Genomic DNA, 16248 nt, shown 5'->3' on the forward strand with positions numbered 1-16248 from the left:
TTCCTATTCTCCTCGCTCGGACAGGTGGTCCAGAATCCGGCCGGCGGCCGTGCGGGCCGCGCCGACGCAGGCCGGGATGCCGATGCCGTCGTAGGCCGCGCCGCAGACGGCCAGCCCCGGCTCCACCGCGACCGCCGCGCGCACCCGGGCCACCCGGTCCAGGTGGCCCACGTTGTACTGGGGCAGGCCGCCTCCCCAGCGGGTGACCCGGCTGTCCAGGGGCAGGCCGCGCGCGCCCATCACGTCGGCCATCTCGGCGGTGGCCAGCGACACCAGCTCGACGTCGTCGCGCTGGAGCAGGTGCTCCTCGCCGACGCGGCCGATCGAGCAGCGCAGGATCACCAGGTCCTGGGCCAGGTGGGGCCACTTCACCGAGCTGAACGTCACCGCCTTGACCGGGCGGCGCTCCACGGGCGGCACCAGGTAGCCGCTGGTGGTGGGCGGCTGGGGGAAGGCCGACAGCGGGTAGGCGAGCGTGACCACGGCCATGCTGGCGTACTCGATCCTGGACAGCTCGGCCGCGGCCTTGGGGACCTCGGGCTTGAGCAGGCGGGCGGCGGCGGGGCCCGGCACGGCGACGATCACGGCGTCGGCCTCGACGGTCTCCGGTCGCGGCACCGGCCCGGTCACCAGGCGCCAGCCCTGCCCGGCGCGGCGCAGCTCGCGGACGGTGACGCCGGTCCTGACGTCGGCCCCCGACGCCTTGGCGACCGCCTCCGGCAGGGTGCCGACGCCGTGGCGCAGCGTGGTGAAGACCGGCCCGGCGTCCTTGGGGGCCTCCGCGACCAGGTGGCGGGCGGCCGACAGCAGCGAGCGCTCGGCGCGGGCCACGGCCGCCACGCGGGGCATCGTGGCCTCCAGCGACAGCATGTCGGCGCGGCCCGCGTACACGCCGCCGAGCAGCGGCTCGACCAGCCGGTCGACGATCTCGCCGCCCATCCTGGCGCGGATGTAGGCGGCCACGGAGACGTCGGTGCGTACGAGCGTGGCGGGCAGGACCTGGTCGAGCGGCACGCGCAGCAGCCCCGCGGGTGAGACGATGCCGGACCTGGCCAGCTCGGCCAGGTCGGCGGGCACCCCCATGACCTGGCCCTTCGGCATGGCGTGCAGGCCGCCCCTGGAGTAGATGGCCGAGCGGGTGGTGCCGGGGTGGACCAGGTCGTCGCCGAGCCCGACCGCCCTGGCCAGCTCGATGCCCTCGGGGCGGCGGGCCAGCATGGCCTCCGCGCCGGCGTCGACGCTCACCCCCGCGACCTCCGAGGCGTGCAGCTTGCCGCCGATGCGCGAGCCCGCCTCCAGAACGGTCACCTTGACCCGCTCGCCCGCACCCTGCCGGAGGTACCACGCGGCGGCGAGCCCGGAGATCCCGCCACCGACCACGACGACGTGCGCCCGATTCCCTTCCACGCCTCCAGACGCTACCGCCTCGCCTCCCCGCCCGGCCGCGCGGGGCACGTGACCCGACCGTGATCCGTCCCGTCAAACCGCCCTGATCACCGGGCCGTCTTAAGGGCATGAGGAGAATCCGGTACGGGATCACCGCGTTATCCGTTCTGCTCCTGGCGGGGTGCGGCGCCGGCGCCACGTACGAGAGCACGGCCAGCGCCCCCGAGCACGCGGCCGGCGGCGCGAGCGCCTACCCGATGCCCGCGCAGACCAGCGCGGCCAAGCGCCCCCGGTCGGAGGCGGCCGACCAGAGCGGCGGCGTCTCCGACGGTAAGAGCGGCGTCTCCGACGTCAAGGTGACCCGGCAGGACCGGCAGGTCATCTACACCGGCGACATGACGGTCCGGGTCAAGCAGGTCTCCGCCGCCGTCGAGCAGGCCAAGCAGATCGTCACCGCGGCCGGTGGCTACCTGTCCAAGGAGGAGAGCAGCTCGGCCAGCAAGGCGCGGGAGACGGCGTCGCTGGAGTTCAAGATCCCGCCGAGCGGTTACGGCGCGGTGCTCGCCCGCCTCGGCAAGGAGCTGGGCACCCAGACCGCCATGAACCAGTCCACGCAGGACGTCACGCTCCAGGTGGCCGACGTCAACAGCCGGCTCAAGTCGGCCCAGCAGTCGCTGGAGTCGCTGCGCACGCTGCTGAAGCGGGCCGACACGATCGGCCAGGTGCTGGAGGTGGAGCGGGAGATCGCCACCCGCGAGGCGGACCTGGAGTCGTTGCAGGCGCAGCAGAAGGAGCTGGCCACGCAGGTCGCGATGGCGACGCTGACCCTGCGGCTGCTCGGGCCGGTCGCCGCCGCGCCGAAGCCCGAGAAGAGGAGCGAGGGTTTCCTGGCCGGGCTCAAGAGCGGCTGGAAGGCGCTGCTGGCCAGCCTGGTGACGTTGCTGACGATCCTCGGGGCGCTGCTGCCGTGGCTGGTGGCCTCGCTGCCGCTGGTGCTGCTGGTCGTCTACCTGGTGCGCCGCGCCCGGCGCGACGACGCCCGCGGCGGCCGCCTGCCCGCGCCCCCGCCCGGCACGCCCCGCTCCGGCGACCCGGACCCCGAGGCCGCCTGAGCCCGGCCGCCGTCAGGCCCGGCCGCGGGGCGCCGGTCGCCCAGGGCCGGGCCTCGGGCGCCGGCCGTCCAGGGCCGGGCCTCAGGCGCCGGTCGCCCAGGGCTGGGCCTCGGGCGCCGGTCATCCAGGGCCGGGCGTCAGGCGCCGGTCTCGTGGACGAGGTCGGTCAGCCGCTTGAGCTGGTCGGGGTCGGTCGAGGGCAGCACGCCGTGCCCCAGGTTGAACACGTGCCCCTCGGCGGCGCGGCCCTGCCGCAGCACCTCGCGCGCCTTGCGCTCGACGACCTCCCACGGGGCCAGCAGCACGGCCGGGTCGAGGTTGCCCTGGAGCGCCCGGCCCGGCCCCACGCGGCGGGCCGCCTCGTCGAGCGGCACCCGCCAGTCGACGCCCACCACGTCGGCACCGGCCTCGCCCAGCACGCCGAGCAGCTCGCCGGTGCCGACGCCGAAGTGGATGCGCGGGACGTCCGCGATGCCGTCGAAGATGCGCCGGGTGTGGGGCAGGATGAACTCGCGGTAGTCGGCCGGGGCCACCGCACCCACCCACGAGTCGAAGAGCTGCACGGCCGAGGCGCCGGCCGCCACCTGGATGCGCAGGTGCTCAAGGACGATGCCGGACAGCCGCTCCATCAGCGCGTGCCACAGCTCGGGGGCGCCGTACATCATGGCCTTGGTGCGGTCGTGGTTCTTCGACGGGCCGCCCTCGATCAGGTAGGAGCCCAGTGTGAACGGCGCCCCCGCGAACCCGATCAGCGGCGTGCCACCCAGCTCGCCGGTCAGCGCGCGGATCGACTCGGTGACGTAGGGAACGTCGCCGGGCTCCAGCGGCCGCAGCGCCTCCAGCCCCCTGGCGTCACGGATGGGGTCGGCCACGACCGGCCCGACGCCCGGCTTGATGTCGAGGTCGACGCCGATGGCCTTGAGCGGCACCACGATGTCGCTGAAGTAGATGGCCGCGTCCACGCCGTAGCGGCGGACCGGCTGCATGGTGATCTCGACGATGAGGTCGGGCGTGGCGCACGCGGTCAGCATCGGCACGCCCTCGCGCACCTTGAGGTACTCCGGCAGCGAGCGGCCGGCCTGGCGCATGTACCAGACCGGGGTGTGCGGGACGGGCTGGCGGCGGCAGGCACGCAGGAACGCGGAGTCGGCGAGGTTCACCTGTCAAGGGTCCCATGTCAGGGCAGCGGTCGGGGCAGCGGTCCGGTCACCGGCGCGGATCGGCGCGCGGTGTCGGAAAAAGATGCATTGGATACCCCAAATCATGATCAGATAGCAGGATGAAGGTTTACCGGTCTGCTCGGCATCGGCGGCTCAGCCGGGTCCACTGCGCCCCATGGCGGGCCAGGGAGCCGGTCTGGATCGGGCCAAATGTTCCCCAACCCACCGCGCGGCACCGATTCAGCGACCACTTTCGGGACACGCCGAGCGCGTTGCGGGGAATTGTCGGCGGCTCATGCCAACGTCAGAGCCACGACCCGAAGAAAGGCCCGTTGTGATGACCGCGTTGTGGAGTTCTCCAGAGCGCCGCAGTGAGCGCTGCGCCTCCTGCGGTGACGAACGGCCGTTCGAGCAGCCGCCGTGCCCCGACGGGCACGAGGTGGGCGAGTGCCCCGAGTGGGCCTGCGCCGACTGCGGCCACGCGATCACGCTCGGCACGGCCGAGACCGCCCGACCGCTTCGCCGGCTCGTAACGGCTACGGCTTGATCACCGAGGATGAGCACCCCCGTGGTCCCCTTCCGCCCGATTTCGACCTACGCTCCGGCCATGACGCCCGGTGAGCAGCCGCCGCCTCCGGCCGCGTTCACCCGCGCGGCGGAGAGCCTGCGGCCGCCCGAGGTCAGGCCGGAGATCGAGCTGGAGGACCTGCCCGCGCCGCAGCGGCTGGCCCCCTACTCGGCCGCGATCGGCGCGTCGGTCTACCGCGACGACGACGAGCTCGCGGTCGGCAGGCTGATCCTGCTCTACGACCCCGACGGCCAGCGCGGCTGGGAGGGGCCGTTCCGGCTGGTGGCCTACGTCAGGGCCGACATGGAGCCGGAGATCACCTCCGACCCGCTGCTCGGGCCGGTCGCGTGGAGCTGGCTCACCGAAGCTCTGGAGGCCCATCAAGCCGTTTACTCGGCCGCCGGCGGTACCGTGACAAGAGCCGTGTCCGAGGGGTTCGGCAACAAGGCCGAGGACCCGGTCACGACCGAGCTGGAGCTGAGGGCGTCCTGGTCTCCCGCCGAGGAGGATCTGTCCGGCCATGTCGCCGCCTGGTGCGATCTGATGTGCCTGGCGGCGGGCATGCCCCCGCTCCCGCCGGACGTGGCCGCGCTGCCCCGGCGACGTGATGATCCGGAGAGTGACCGAACGAAGTGAGGGCACCAGTCAATACAGCACAAGCGTCATGAGGTCGGTGAGCTCATGACAGAAGAACGAACCGTCGAGCCGCTGCTCGAACCTCGTGAGGGCATCCCGCCGGTGATCGCCGACGCGGACGGCCTGGCCAGGGTGGTGGAGCGCTTCGCCGCGGGCGGCGGCCCCGTCGCCGTGGACGCCGAGCGCGCCTCGGGCTACCGCTACGGCAACCGCGCCTACCTGGTGCAGCTACGCCGCGCGGGGGCCGGCACCGCGCTGATCGACCCGATCGGGTGCCCCGACCTGTCCGCGCTCGACGCCGCCGTGGCCGACGCGGAGGTCGTGCTGCACGCCGCCTCGCAGGATCTCCCCTGCCTGCTGGAGGTGGGGTTCCGGCCGCGCGAGATGTTCGACACCGAGCTGGCGGGGCGGCTGCTCGGCTACGAGCGGGTGGGGCTCGGCACGATGGTGGAGACCGTGCTCGGGCTGCGGCTGGAGAAGGGCCACTCGGCCGCCGACTGGTCGACCAGGCCGCTGCCCGAGGACTGGCTGCGGTACGCCGCGCTCGACGTGGAGGTGCTGGTCGAGCTGCGCGACGTGCTCCACCGGCAGCTCGCCGACAGCGGGAAGCTGGAGTGGGCGCGCGAGGAGTTCGCCGCCGTGCTCAACAGCCCGCCGCCCGCGCCCCGGTCCGACCCGTGGCGGCGGACGTCGGGCATCCACAAGGTACGCAACGTGCGGGCCCTCGCGATCGTCCGCGAGCTGTGGCTCATGCGCGACCGCATCGCCCGCGAGGCCGACCTCGCGCCGGGGCGGGTGCTGCCGGACGCGGCGATCGTCACGGCGGCGCTGGAGGGGCCGCGCACCAAGAAGGCGCTGACCGAGATCTCCGCCTTCACCGGGCGCAGCGCGCGCCGCCACATGAGCGACTGGCTGGCGGCCGTCAACCGCGCCCGCACGCTGCCCGACAGCCAGCTCCCCGCGCCCAGCACGCCGGGCGACGGGCCGCCGCCGCCCAACCGCTGGGCCGACCGCGACCCGGCCGCCGCCAGGCGCCTGGCGGCGGCGCGTGCCGTCGTGGCCGCGCTGGCCGACAAGCACCACATGCCGACCGAGAACCTGCTGCAACCGGAGGCGGTGCGCCGGCTCACCTGGGAGCCGCCGGAGGAGATCAGCGACGAGACGGTCACCGCCCGGCTGCGGGAGCTGGGCGCCCGGGAGTGGCAGCTCGCCCTCGCCGCCCGGCCCATCGCCAAGGCCCTGTCCCGGCTGAAGGGCTGAGGCGGCCTCGGCCCCCGCCCCCAGGACGTCCCGGCCGTCCGGCCGGGTGAGCGGACGGGCGGGCGGGGGTAAACCCGTTACCAGCGGGCGGTCGGGAGGTCGCGGCACTTGACGCCTTCGGGCGGCCCGCCGTACCGTTCGGGAAAGCGCTTTCCCCCGCCTTTGTCCTGAAGGGATTCTCATGAGCGTGCGCACCATCGGCGTCGTGATGAACGGCGTCACCGGACGGATGGGCTATCGCCAGCACCTGGTCCGTTCCGTCCTGGCCATCAACGAGCAGGGCGGTGTGACGCTCTCGGACGGCGGCCGGGTGAAGCTGGCGCCCGTCCTTGTAGGCAGAAATGCTGACAAACTGGCAGATATAGCTACCAAGCATGGAATTGCCGACTTCACCACGGACCTCGACGCCGCCCTCGCCGACGACGGCAACCTGATCTACTTCGACGCCCAGGTCACCAGCGCCCGCGTGAAGGCCGTGCTGAAGGCCATCGAGGCCGGCAAGCACGTCTACGCCGAGAAGCCCACGGCCGAGTCCACCCAGGAGGCCGTCGCGCTGGCCGAGGCCGCCACGGCCAAGGGCGTCAAGAACGGCGTGGTGCAGGACAAGCTGTTCCTCCCCGGCCTGCTCAAGCTGAAGCGGCTGATCGACGGCGGCTTCTTCGGCCGCGTCCTGTCGGTGCGCGGCGAGTTCGGCTACTGGGTGTTCGAGGGCGACTGGCAGGAGGCCCAGCGCCCGTCGTGGAACTACCGCAGCGAGGACGGCGGCGGCATCGTGCTCGACATGTTCCCGCACTGGCACTACGTGCTGGAGAACCTGTTCGGCCGGGTCGAGTCGGTCTACGCCCGCGCCGTGACGCACATCCCCTCCCGCGTGGACGAGCAGGGCAACGCCTACCAGGCGACCGCCGACGACGCCGCGTACGGGATCTTCGAGCTGGAGGGCGGCGTGGTCGCGCAGATCAACTCGTCCTGGACCGTCCGGGTCAACCGCGACGAGCTGGTCGAGTTCCAGGTGGACGGCACGCACGGCAGCGCCGTCGCGGGCCTGCGCAACTGCCGCGTCCAGCACCGCTCGGCCACGCCGAAGCCGGTCTGGAACCCCGACCTGCCGGTCACCGCGCGCTTCCGCGACGGCTGGCAGGAGGTGCCGGACAACACGGAGTTCGACAACGGGTTCAAGATCCAGTGGGAGGCGTTCGTCCGGCACGTGCTGGAGGACGCGCCCTTCCCCAACGACTTCGCCTCGGGCGCGCGCGGCGTGCAGCTCGCCGAGCTGGGGCTGCGCTCGTCGGCCGAGGGCCGCAGGATCGAGGTGCCGCAGCTGTGAGGATCGACCTTCCCGGCTTCGGCTCCTACCCGCTGCGGGAGCCGGTGTCCTGGCCGGTCGTCGGCACGCCGGCCGGCAGCCGCGTCGTGTACGCCGCCGCGCACGTGGTGGCCGACCCGCTCGGCGACAACACGCCCGGCTCCCCCGCCGCGGTGGACTGGGACGCCACGCTGCGCTTCCGCCGCCACCTGTGGTCGCACGGCCTGCGCGTGGCCGACGCCATGGACACCGCCCAGCGCAACATGGGTCTGGACTGGGCGGCGACCAGGGAGCTGATCAGGCGCAGCGCCGCCGAGGCCCGCTCGTACGGCGACCCGGCCACGCTGGTCGCCTGCGGCGCCGGCACCGACCACGCGCCCGGCGCCGCCGACCTGGACGCGATCACCGCCGCCTACGCCGAGCAGATCGAGACCGTGCAGGCCGCCGGCGCCGGCGTGATCGTCATGGCCTCCCGCCAGCTCGCCAGGGCCGCCACCGGCCCGAAGGACTACCACCAGGTGTACGGCAAGCTGTTCGGCCTGGCCGAGCGCCCGGTGATCCTGCACTGGCTGGGCGAGATGTTCGACCCCCACCTGGCCGGCTACTGGGGCTCGCGCGACGTGGCCGCGGCCACGGAGTCGTTCCTGGAGCTGGTCCACGCCCACGCCCCGATGGTGGACGGCGTGAAGGTGTCGCTGCTGGACGAGGAGCACGAGGTGCGGCTGCGTGCCGCGCTGCCCGAGGGCGTCCGGCTCTACACCGGCGACGACTTCAACTACCCGTCGCTGATCAGGTCGGGCTCGCACGCGCTGCTGGGCATCTTCGACGCCATCGCCCCGGCGGCCGCGGCCGCGCTGCGGGAGCTGGACGCCGCCGAGGCCGGCGACGAGAGCGCGGCGGCCCGCTACGAGGAGATCCTCGCCCCGACGGTCCCGCTGTCGCGCAAGATCTTCGAGACCCCGACGTACAACTACAAGACCGGCATCGTCTTCCTGGCCTGGCTGAACGGCCACCAGAACGCCTTCGCCATGGTCAACGGCGCCCAGTCGGCCCGCTCGCTGGTCCACCTGTCGGAGGTGTTCCGCCTGGCCGACCAGGCCGGGCTGCTGGCCGACCAGGAGCTCGCGGTGCGCCGCATGAGGGCGCTGCTGGCGGTGAACGGCCTGTGAGCCTGTCACTCAACCAGTGGACGACGCGGCGCTGGTCCGTGGCGGAGGCCGTGGACGGGTGCGCGCGGCACGGCCTGGAGGCGATCGGGCTGTGGCGCGAGAAGGTCGCCGAGACCGGGCTCGCGGAGAGCGTCAAGCTCGTGCGGGCGGCGGGGCTGCGCGTCTCGTCGTTGTGCCGCGGCGGTTTCCTCACCGCGGGTGGGCTGCCGGGCGAGGAGGGCCGCACGGCCTTCGCGCGGGCGCTGGAGGAGAACCGGCGGGCCATCGACGAGGCGGCCGAGCTGGAGGCGGCCTGCCTGGTGCTGGTCGTGGGCGGCCTGCCCGGCGTGAAGCCGGGCGAGGAGCTGCCCGGCTCCGGCTTCACCCGTGACCTGGCGGGCGCGCGGGAGCGGGTGGCCGAGGCGCTGGCCGAGCTGGCGCCGTACGCCGGGGAGCGCGGGGTCAGGCTGGCCCTGGAGCCGCTGCACCCGATCTACTGCCCCGACCGCGCGGTGCTGTCCACGCTGGGCCAGGCGCTGGAGTTGTGCCTGCCGTACCCGGAGGAGCGGGTCGGCGTGGTGGTGGACACCTTCCACGTGTGGTGGGACCCGCGCCTGCTCGCGGACGTGGCGCGGGCGGGCAACCGCATCGCGAGCTACCAGGTGTGCGACTACCTGCATCCGCTGCCGGCGGACGTGCTGCTCGGGCGGGGCATGATGGGCGACGGCGTGATCGGCTTCGGGCCGATCACCCGCGCGGTCCTGGACGCCGGCTACACCGGCGACATCGAGGTGGAGATCTTCAACGCCGAGGTCTGGGCCGCCGACCCGGACGAGGTGCTGGCCACCATGAAGGCCCGCTACGCGGACGTGGTGCTCCCCTGACCGCCCGGCCGGGGGCCGCCCCGGCCGGGTGAGGCCCCCTCACAGCGGCGTCACCGTGCCGGCCGCGCCGTCGATCGTGACCTCCTGGCCGGTGGTGATCCGGTGGGTGGCGTCGGGGACGCCGACGACGGCCGGGATGCCGTACTCGCGGGCCACCACCGCGCCGTGCGACATCGCGCCGCCCATCTCCATGACCAGCCCGCCCGCCGTCAGGAACAGCGGCGTCCAGCCGGGGTCGGTCGAGGGGCAGACCAGGATCTCGCCCGGCTCCAGGTGGGCGCCGACCGGGTCGAGCACGACGCGGGCCCGGCCGGTGACCGTGCCGGCCGAGGCCCCGATGCCCGCGAGCCCGGCGCCGTCGAGCGCGCCCGGGGCGGCCAGCGCCTCCGGCTCGGTGCCGTCGGACAACAACATCCTGGGCACGTGCCGGCGGCGCGACTCCTGCTCGTAGGCCGCCCGCCGCCCGGCCACCAGCGCGCGCAGGTCGCCGCCGTCCAGCGCGGCCCTGGCCTCGCGGAAGTCGAGGAAGAACACGTCGCCGGGCGCGTCGAGGACGCCCAGCCCGGCCAGGTGCTCCCCGACGGCGAGCAGGCTGCGCCGCACCCCGGCGAGCGTCTTGACCAGGTAGAACTTGGGCAGCTCGCGCAGCCCCGCGTACGTCCTGGTGCGCCGGAGCCCGAAGCGCACCACGGCGGCCCGCCACCGGCCCCGGCGCCGGGCCGCGGCGACCACCCGGTCGGCCGCGGCGCGGGCCTGCGCCTCGCCCTTGGCGAACAGCGCGGCGGGGGCGAGCCCGGAGCCGGCGTCCATGCGCAGGTAGTTGGCCAGCGCGCCGAGGATGTGGGCGGGCTCCTCCGACCAGCGGGGCAGGCCGAGGTCGATCTCGGCGACGCCGCGGTGGCCGTAGGTGTCGAGGAACGCGGCGATCCCGCGCTGCGCGACGGGCGGCAGCTCGCCGGCCTCGTAGCGGCGGGTCAGCTCGGCGACCGTCAGCTCCCTGAACGGCTCCGGCTCGACCCGGGTGGCCAGGTCCCACAGCTCCAGGTCCATCTCGGTGGTGGGGTTGTGCGGGACGCTGCGCAGCACGTCCTGCATCTCGGCCAGCGACAGTCCGGAGAGCCTGGCGGCCAGCGCGAACAGGCCGTAGCCGGTGACCACGATCGGCATCACCGTGATGATCGCCGGGAACGTGCCGGCCAGCATGCGCTCGGCGTGGTCCAGCCGCTGCGCGGGCGTCGCGGAGGCGGCCACCCGCAGCCGCTGGTCGAGCACCTCGCCGATGCGCCGGCTGTAGGCCAGGGCCCGCCGCGGGCCGGCCAGCGCCAGCAGCGCGCGGGAGGGCAGGTGGACGCGCCGGGCGAAGCGGGCCAGCCTGCGCAGGAACGCCAGGCGGGAGGCGGGCACAGGCGCCAGCCTGGGGTCGTCGAAGAGCCGCTGGACGAGGGCCACGCCGCGGGCCTCGCCGAGCGCGAGCGCGCGCGGCAGGACGGCCCGGCCAGGGCGGCTGCGTACGGCGGTGGTCAGGTCGAGCCACACCCGTTGCCCGGAGACCGCCATGAAGGGCGCGCCGTCCAGGGGGTCGGCGGGGGCGAGCCCGGCCAGGCCGGCCCCTCCCGCGCCGAGCAGCCGGAACGCCGACAGGCCCATCGGGGTGAGCGGCCCCATGACGCCCTGGATGACGTTGACCGAGAAGAAGACCCGCAGGCCGGGCCTGGTCGGCTCGGGCAGCGGGTAGAGCGTGGTGATCGGCCGGGCCTGGGTGAGCCAGAGCCCGCCGTCGCCGTCGATCGCCCATTCGGTGTCCTGGGGCGCGCCGTAGTGGTCCTCGACGCGGCGGCCCAGCTCGGCCAGCCGCAGCACCTCGGCGTCGGTGAGGCAGAGCCCCTCGTGCGCGGTGTCGAGACGTTCGGTGCCGCCGCCGGGCAGGGGGCGGATGGCCAGCCGCTTGTCGCCGGCGCGGCGCTCCAGGATCCTGCCGCCGTGCACGACGAAGCGGTCGGGGTTGACCGCGCCGGACACGACGGCCTCGCCGAGCCCGGGGCTGGCGTCGATGACGGCCTCGTGCCGCCGCCCGGTGACCGGGTCGGCGGTGAACATCACGCCCGCCACCCGCGCGTCCACCATGACCTGGACGACCACGGCGAGGCGGACGGCGGCGTGGTCGATGCCGTTGGACTCGCGGTAGGCCACGGCGCGGTCGGTCCACAGCGAGGCCCAGCAGCGGCGCACGGCCTCGACCACGGCGTCGGCCCCCACGACGTTGAGGTAGGTCTCCTGCTGCCCGGCGAAGCTGGCGAAGGGCAGGTCCTCGGCGGTGGCCGAGGAGCGCACCGCCACCGGCACGTCGGGGCCGAGCGCGGCGTAGCGCTTGACGATCGTCTCGTGGACGGCGTCGGGCACGGGCGCGCCCAGCAGGTGCCGCCGGGCACGCTCGGCCAGCCCGTCGCCGGTCAGGTCGAGGCCGGTCGCGGCCTGCCGGTAGGCGTCGGTGGTCAGCACCCAGCCGGGCGGGACGGGCAGCCCGGCCCGGGTGAGCTCGCCGAGGTTGGCTCCCTTGCCGCCGACCTCGGCGAGCATGCCGCCGTCGATCTCGGAGAAGTCCAGTGCCGTGTTCATCGAATGCACCCCTGCCGTTCGGCTCGTCGACACCAGTGTCACCCCTGCCGGGCAGAAATTCAACACCCGATGAAAATCGATCACGGCTCCAGGGGCGCGCCGTCCAGCTCCCAGGCGGACTCGACCGGCACTCCGAGCGCCGCGAGGGCCGTCGGCGCCACGTCCACCAGGCGCGGGCCGGGCAGCGACCGGCCGCCCAGGTCCTCGCCGAGGCGGTGGGCGATGACGAACACCGTGCGCTCCTCGTCCGAGACGCCGCCGTGGCCGCCCTCGTCCACGTGGCCGTGGTCGGTGGTGACCAGGACCGTCCAGCGCTCGCGCGGGTAGTCCGGGCGGGCGCGGACGGTGTCCAGCAGGCGGCCCAGGTGGGCGTCCTGGGTCCGGAGGGCGGCGGCGTACTCCGGGCAGTGCGGGCCGAGGGCGTGGGCCACCTCGTCGGTGTCGCCGAGGTAGACGAAGACGGCGTCCGGGTCCCGCTCGGCGAGGTGGCGCTCGGCGGCCGCGGCCACCTGCTCGTCGGCCCGGCTCCAGCCCAGGGCGTAGCCGTCCACGACGAAGCGGTGGTCGATGGCCGGGCCGAGGGCGCCGTGCTCGGCGAGGGCCGTCCAGGAGAAGAAGGCCGCGGTCGCGAGGTCGGGGCGGGCGTGCTTGGCCCGGGTCAGGAAATCCGGAAATTTCTGGAACTGGGGGTCGCCGAAGGCGTTGTCCACGACCCCGTGCTTGTCGGGCCACACCCCGGTCGCGATGGACGACCACCCGGGCCCGGAGTCGGTGCGGGAGCGGATCGCCCGGCCGCCGCCGCCCGGCTCGGGGCTCTTGGGCACGACCTCGCCGATCGACTCGGTACGGGGCGCGCCGGCCTCGCCGTAGGGAAGCCTGCTGGTGCCGTACGCGCCGGCGGACATCAACCCGGTCAGGACGGGCACGCCCGAGGCGGCCAGCAGGTCGAACCGGAGGCCGTCCATGCCGACCACGAGGACCTTGGAGCGAAAGGTGTTCTTAGATGCGGACATACCGCTATCTAAGCGGGCGATCTACCCGGCGAATCGGCGCACCCAGTCCGCCGCGCCCGGCAGGATCTCCTCGACCGGCGCGACCTGCGGATACCAGGTCCGCTCCCACTCCAGGGACACCCAGCCCGCGTACCCGGCCGCGCGCAGCAGGGCGCCCGCCTCCTCCAGCGGCACCGAGCCCGCCCCCAGGGGGACCGGCGTGGTGTCCTGGGCCGAGACCGCGTCCTTGATCTGCACGTACGCCAGGTGCGGGCCGAGCGCGGCCAGCGAGCCGGCCGGCGCTTCGCCGTGCCGCCAGGGGTGCAGCAGGTCCCAGATCGCGCCCGTGGACCCCGGGCGGCCGGCCGCGTCGAGCAGCCCGGCCACGGCCGCGCAGGTCGCCATGGCGTCGTGCGTCTCGACGAGCACGCGCACGCCCAGCTCGGCGGCGGCCCCGGAGACCGCCCGCAGCCGGCGGGCGCCGAGCGCCGGGTCCGCGCCGCGCGGGAACACCCGGACGCCGGGCGCGCCCAGGTCGGCGGCCAGCCGCAGGTCGGCGAGGAGGGCTTCGGTGACCGGCCCGTCCGGCCCCGGCGCGCAGATCCCGACATATCCGGCGAGAGCCGCGATCTCCAGGCCCGCGCCCGCCACCCGCGAGCACACCGAGCGCCGCTCCGCCGCGTCCAGCCCGGCGTGCACGCCGGTGTCGGGATGCAGCCGCAGCTCCAGCCCCTGGCAGCCGTGCTCCGCCGCGAGCCGCACGGCCCGGCCGAGCCCTTCCCCGGGCATCCCCAGGGTGCTGACCGCCAGCCTCACCCGGACCTCCGCGCGTTCCGGGACCGCGCCCCCGCAGAACTCACCCGGGCCCCCGCAGAACTCACCCGGGCCTCCGCACGCCGCTCATCCGGGCCTCCGCACGCAGCTCACCCGAGCCTCCGCACGCTCTCGCGCAGCACGACCTCGCCGTCGACCTGCTCGACCACCGGGCCGTCCGCCTCGCCGAGGGCCAGCTCCAGCGCCCGCGCCCCCATGTCCTTCAGCGGCAGCCGCACGGTCGTCAGCGCCGGGACGTGGTCACGCAGCGTGACGATGTCGTCGAACCCGGCCACCGAGACGTCCTCCGGCACCCGCACGCCCGCCTCCCGGTAGGCCGCCAGCGCGCCGACCGCCATGACGTCGTTGACCGCGAACACGCACGTGACGTCCGGCGCGACCCGCCGCGCGGCCTCGTGGCCGCCGTCGCGGTCGAACGGCCCGGGGACGATCTGCGGCGCGGGCAGCCCCAGCTCCTCCAGCGCGCCGGCGAAGCCCGCGCACCGGTCGGCCGCCGTCACCAGGTGGGGCGGCCCGGCCAGCACCGCGAAGCGCCGGTGCCCGAGCCCGGCCAGGGCCCGCGCCAGCTTCGCCGCGCCCTCGCGGTTGGCGGGCGCGACGGTGTCCACGGCGAGCAGGTCCTGGCCCACGCAGGCCGCCCGGCCGCCGCCCGCGCAGTACTTGGCCAGCTCCTCGCGCAGCCGCCCGGTGACCCGGGGATCGGCGACGCGGGAGCCGACCAGCAGCACCGCCCGCACCCGCTGGGCGCTGAGCGTGGCGACGTAGGCGATCTCCTGCTCCGGGTCGCGATGCGTGGTGCCCACCATGACCAGCAGGCCCTGGGTGGCCGCCGCCCGCATCGCCCCGTCGGCGAGAGCGGCGAAGTAGGGGTCGGTCAGGTCGTGCACGACGATGCCGATGACGTTGCTGGCGCCCCTGGCCAGCGTCTGGGCCGCGATGTTGGCCCGGTAGCCCAGCTCGACGGCGGCCTGCTCGACGCGGGCCCGCAGCGTCGCGCCCACCTGGCGGGTGCTGCCGTTGAGCACCCGCGAGGCGGTCGCCAGCGAGACGCCCGCCTGCTTGGCGACGTCCTCAAGCGTGACCACGAGACCTCCCCCGTCGGAAAGCGGTTTCCAGTGTGCCAGAACAGCACGGTGATCCGCATCCTCGCACGGGCCGGGCCCCGGACGACAGGACGCCCGTGGCCCGTTTCGCGGGCGCCCCGCCCGGAACGGCCCCGGACGTGGGGAAACCCGGTCCCCGGGGCTCAGGCCCAGGGGAACAGGAAGTCCAGCAGCCCCTTGCGCTCCTCCTGCGTCGGCGCGGGATCGGGCGCCTCCGTGGCGGAGGGGGCCTCGGTGGGCTGCTCGGTCTCGGCCTGCTCCTTCCGCTCGGTCTGCGAGTCGCGCACGCTCGCGGGCGGGTCGTCGTCGGTCTCCCGCGCCTCCGGCTCCTGGGAGCGGGACGGGCGGGCGCTCGACCGCGCCGACGGCTCCTCCTCGCGCGTGCGGGTGGGCCGGGCGGCCGGCTCGCGGGTCGGCCTGGCCCGCTCGGGGGACGGGGTGGACCGCGCGGTCCCGGGCTCGCCCGGCTCGGTCGTGGCCGGCTCCGTGGGCTCGGCGGTGGGCTGCTCGTCCTCCTCCTGCGGGGTCTCCTCGGGCAGCGCGGACTCCGACGGCGCCCGTACCTCGCCGGCACTGGCACAGCGGCCGCCGGCGCACGGGTCGTCGGAGGAGGTGCCGGTGAGCAGGAAGCCCGCGCCCACGCCGACCAGCACCACCGCGACGGCCGCCAGCACCAGCGTCCGGGTGCGGCGGCGCACCTCGCGCTCGGCGCGGCCGGAGTGCCCGTCGCCGGAGTCGTCGGTCCAGCCGGAGCCGAGGAAGCCGCGCCTGGGCCGGTCGTCGTCGCCGTAGGAGTCGTAGGAGTCGTAGCCGCCGGGGCCGCCGGGGCCGCCGCCGTGACCGTCGTCACCGCCCCCGCCGTGACCGCCGTCGTCGGGCCCGTCGCCCTGGCCGGCGCCGTCGTGGCCGCTCCCCGCGAGGGCGGGCCGGTCGTCGTGCTCGCCCTCGTAGCCCCGGTCGAGCGGCAGGTACGGGCTCTCCTCCTCCAGGGCCTCGCCGGAGGGGGCGAGTTCGTCGTACGGGCCGGCCTGCGGGGTGCCGCCGAGCACGTCGCCCCCGGGCTCGGGCGGCAGGATGTAGGTCTCGTTGCCGGACACCTGGACGGCCGGCTGCTCGTCGGTGTCGTCGTTGCTCCACCGCGGGGACAACACGTCGCCCGTCAGCTCCGGGTTCAACGACCTTGCCTGGCCGTCCTCGTATGGCCTGTCGTTCTCGTCGCGCGCCACGGTGGAACCTCTCTAAG

At 74.8% G+C, this 16248-nt stretch carries 13 protein-coding genes; 6 read left to right on the top strand and 7 right to left on the bottom strand.

The annotated features are described in order from the left end of the window. Positions 1-3 precede the first annotated feature (3 nt). Positions 4-1407, bottom strand: a complete 1404-nt coding sequence (hemG, locus tag AB0H75_RS13550; RefSeq protein ID WP_367795439.1) for a protoporphyrinogen oxidase — start codon at positions 1405-1407, stop codon at positions 4-6. 107 nt (positions 1408-1514) lie between these two features. On the opposite strand from hemG, the gene AB0H75_RS13555 reads away from it, so the two are divergent. After that, positions 1515-2498: a DUF4349 domain-containing protein gene (locus AB0H75_RS13555; protein ID WP_367795442.1), complete on the top strand. Its 984-nt coding sequence runs from the start codon at positions 1515-1517 to the stop codon at positions 2496-2498. Positions 2499-2635: 137 nt separating this feature from the next. On the opposite strand, the gene hemE is transcribed toward AB0H75_RS13555, so the two are convergent. Beyond that, positions 2636-3586, bottom strand: coding sequence for a uroporphyrinogen decarboxylase (gene hemE / locus AB0H75_RS13560; protein WP_367796003.1), 951 nt, complete (start codon positions 3584-3586; stop codon positions 2636-2638). Positions 3587-4265: 679 nt separating this feature from the next. Here hemE and AB0H75_RS13565 point away from each other — a divergent pair. The 5 genes from AB0H75_RS13565 (at position 4266) to AB0H75_RS13585 (ending at position 9460) form a co-directional block, all read left to right on the top strand. Continuing rightward, the gene (locus tag AB0H75_RS13565) at positions 4266-4862 is read left to right on the top strand and encodes a DUF3000 domain-containing protein (protein ID WP_367795445.1); all 597 of its coding nucleotides are present in this window, start codon (positions 4266-4268) and stop codon (positions 4860-4862) included. Positions 4863-4907: 45 nt separating this feature from the next. Further along, on the top strand, positions 4908-6122 hold the full coding sequence (locus AB0H75_RS13570; RefSeq protein WP_367795448.1) for an HRDC domain-containing protein: 1215 nt from the start codon (positions 4908-4910) through the stop codon (positions 6120-6122). Between the two features lie 181 nt (positions 6123-6303). Then, positions 6304-7449, top strand: coding sequence for a Gfo/Idh/MocA family protein (locus tag AB0H75_RS13575; protein ID WP_367795451.1), 1146 nt, complete (start codon positions 6304-6306; stop codon positions 7447-7449). Then, complete coding sequence (locus AB0H75_RS13580; protein WP_367795454.1) at positions 7446-8597, top strand: dihydrodipicolinate synthase family protein; 1152 nt, start codon at positions 7446-7448, stop codon at positions 8595-8597. The genes AB0H75_RS13575 and AB0H75_RS13580 overlap by 4 nt, the downstream gene beginning before the upstream one ends. Further along, on the top strand, positions 8594-9460 hold the full coding sequence (locus AB0H75_RS13585) for a sugar phosphate isomerase/epimerase family protein (protein WP_367795457.1): 867 nt from the start codon (positions 8594-8596) through the stop codon (positions 9458-9460). The genes AB0H75_RS13580 and AB0H75_RS13585 overlap by 4 nt, the downstream gene beginning before the upstream one ends. Positions 9461-9499: 39 nt before the next feature. Here AB0H75_RS13585 and AB0H75_RS13590 read toward each other — a convergent pair whose 3' ends face one another. From AB0H75_RS13590 to AB0H75_RS13610, 5 genes are all read right to left on the bottom strand, one after another. Further along, the gene (locus AB0H75_RS13590; protein ID WP_367795460.1) at positions 9500-12076 is read right to left on the bottom strand and encodes a PEP/pyruvate-binding domain-containing protein; all 2577 of its coding nucleotides are present in this window, start codon (positions 12074-12076) and stop codon (positions 9500-9502) included. An 80-nt stretch (positions 12077-12156) separates the two neighbouring features. Next, complete coding sequence (locus AB0H75_RS13595) at positions 12157-13089, bottom strand: alkaline phosphatase family protein (protein ID WP_367795463.1); 933 nt, start codon at positions 13087-13089, stop codon at positions 12157-12159. Between the two features lie 21 nt (positions 13090-13110). Next, a complete protein-coding gene (locus tag AB0H75_RS13600) occupies positions 13111-13884 on the bottom strand; it encodes a sugar phosphate isomerase/epimerase family protein (protein ID WP_367795466.1) in 774 nt (257 codons plus the stop codon). A gap of 107 nt (positions 13885-13991) precedes the next feature. Beyond that, the gene (locus AB0H75_RS13605; RefSeq protein ID WP_367795469.1) at positions 13992-14987 is read right to left on the bottom strand and encodes a LacI family DNA-binding transcriptional regulator; all 996 of its coding nucleotides are present in this window, start codon (positions 14985-14987) and stop codon (positions 13992-13994) included. A 161-nt stretch (positions 14988-15148) separates the two neighbouring features. Beyond that, on the bottom strand, positions 15149-16231 hold the full coding sequence (locus AB0H75_RS13610; protein ID WP_367795472.1) for a hypothetical protein: 1083 nt from the start codon (positions 16229-16231) through the stop codon (positions 15149-15151). Between the last annotated feature and the right edge of the window lie 17 nt (positions 16232-16248).

Origin of the sequence: Nonomuraea sp. NPDC050783 (assembly GCF_040802095.1) — a bacterium.
Lineage (GTDB): Bacteria > Actinomycetota > Actinomycetes > Streptosporangiales > Streptosporangiaceae > Nonomuraea.

Excerpts from the sequence above, each read along its gene's own strand:
- AB0H75_RS13555 (WP_367795442.1), top strand. The coding sequence starts at position 1,515 with ATGAGGAGAATCCGGTACGGGATCACCGCGTTATCCGTTCTGCTCCTG.
- hemE (WP_367796003.1), bottom strand. The coding sequence starts at position 3,586 with ATGCGCCAGGCCGGCCGCTCGCTGCCGGAGTACCTCAAGGTGCGCGAG.
- AB0H75_RS13565 (WP_367795445.1), top strand. The coding sequence starts at position 4,266 with ATGACGCCCGGTGAGCAGCCGCCGCCTCCGGCCGCGTTCACCCGCGCG.
- AB0H75_RS13570 (WP_367795448.1), top strand. The coding sequence starts at position 4,908 with ATGACAGAAGAACGAACCGTCGAGCCGCTGCTCGAACCTCGTGAGGGC.
- AB0H75_RS13575 (WP_367795451.1), top strand. The coding sequence starts at position 6,304 with ATGAGCGTGCGCACCATCGGCGTCGTGATGAACGGCGTCACCGGACGG.
- AB0H75_RS13590 (WP_367795460.1), bottom strand. The coding sequence starts at position 12,076 with ATGAACACGGCACTGGACTTCTCCGAGATCGACGGCGGCATGCTCGCC.
- AB0H75_RS13595 (WP_367795463.1), bottom strand. The coding sequence starts at position 13,089 with ATGTCCGCATCTAAGAACACCTTTCGCTCCAAGGTCCTCGTGGTCGGC.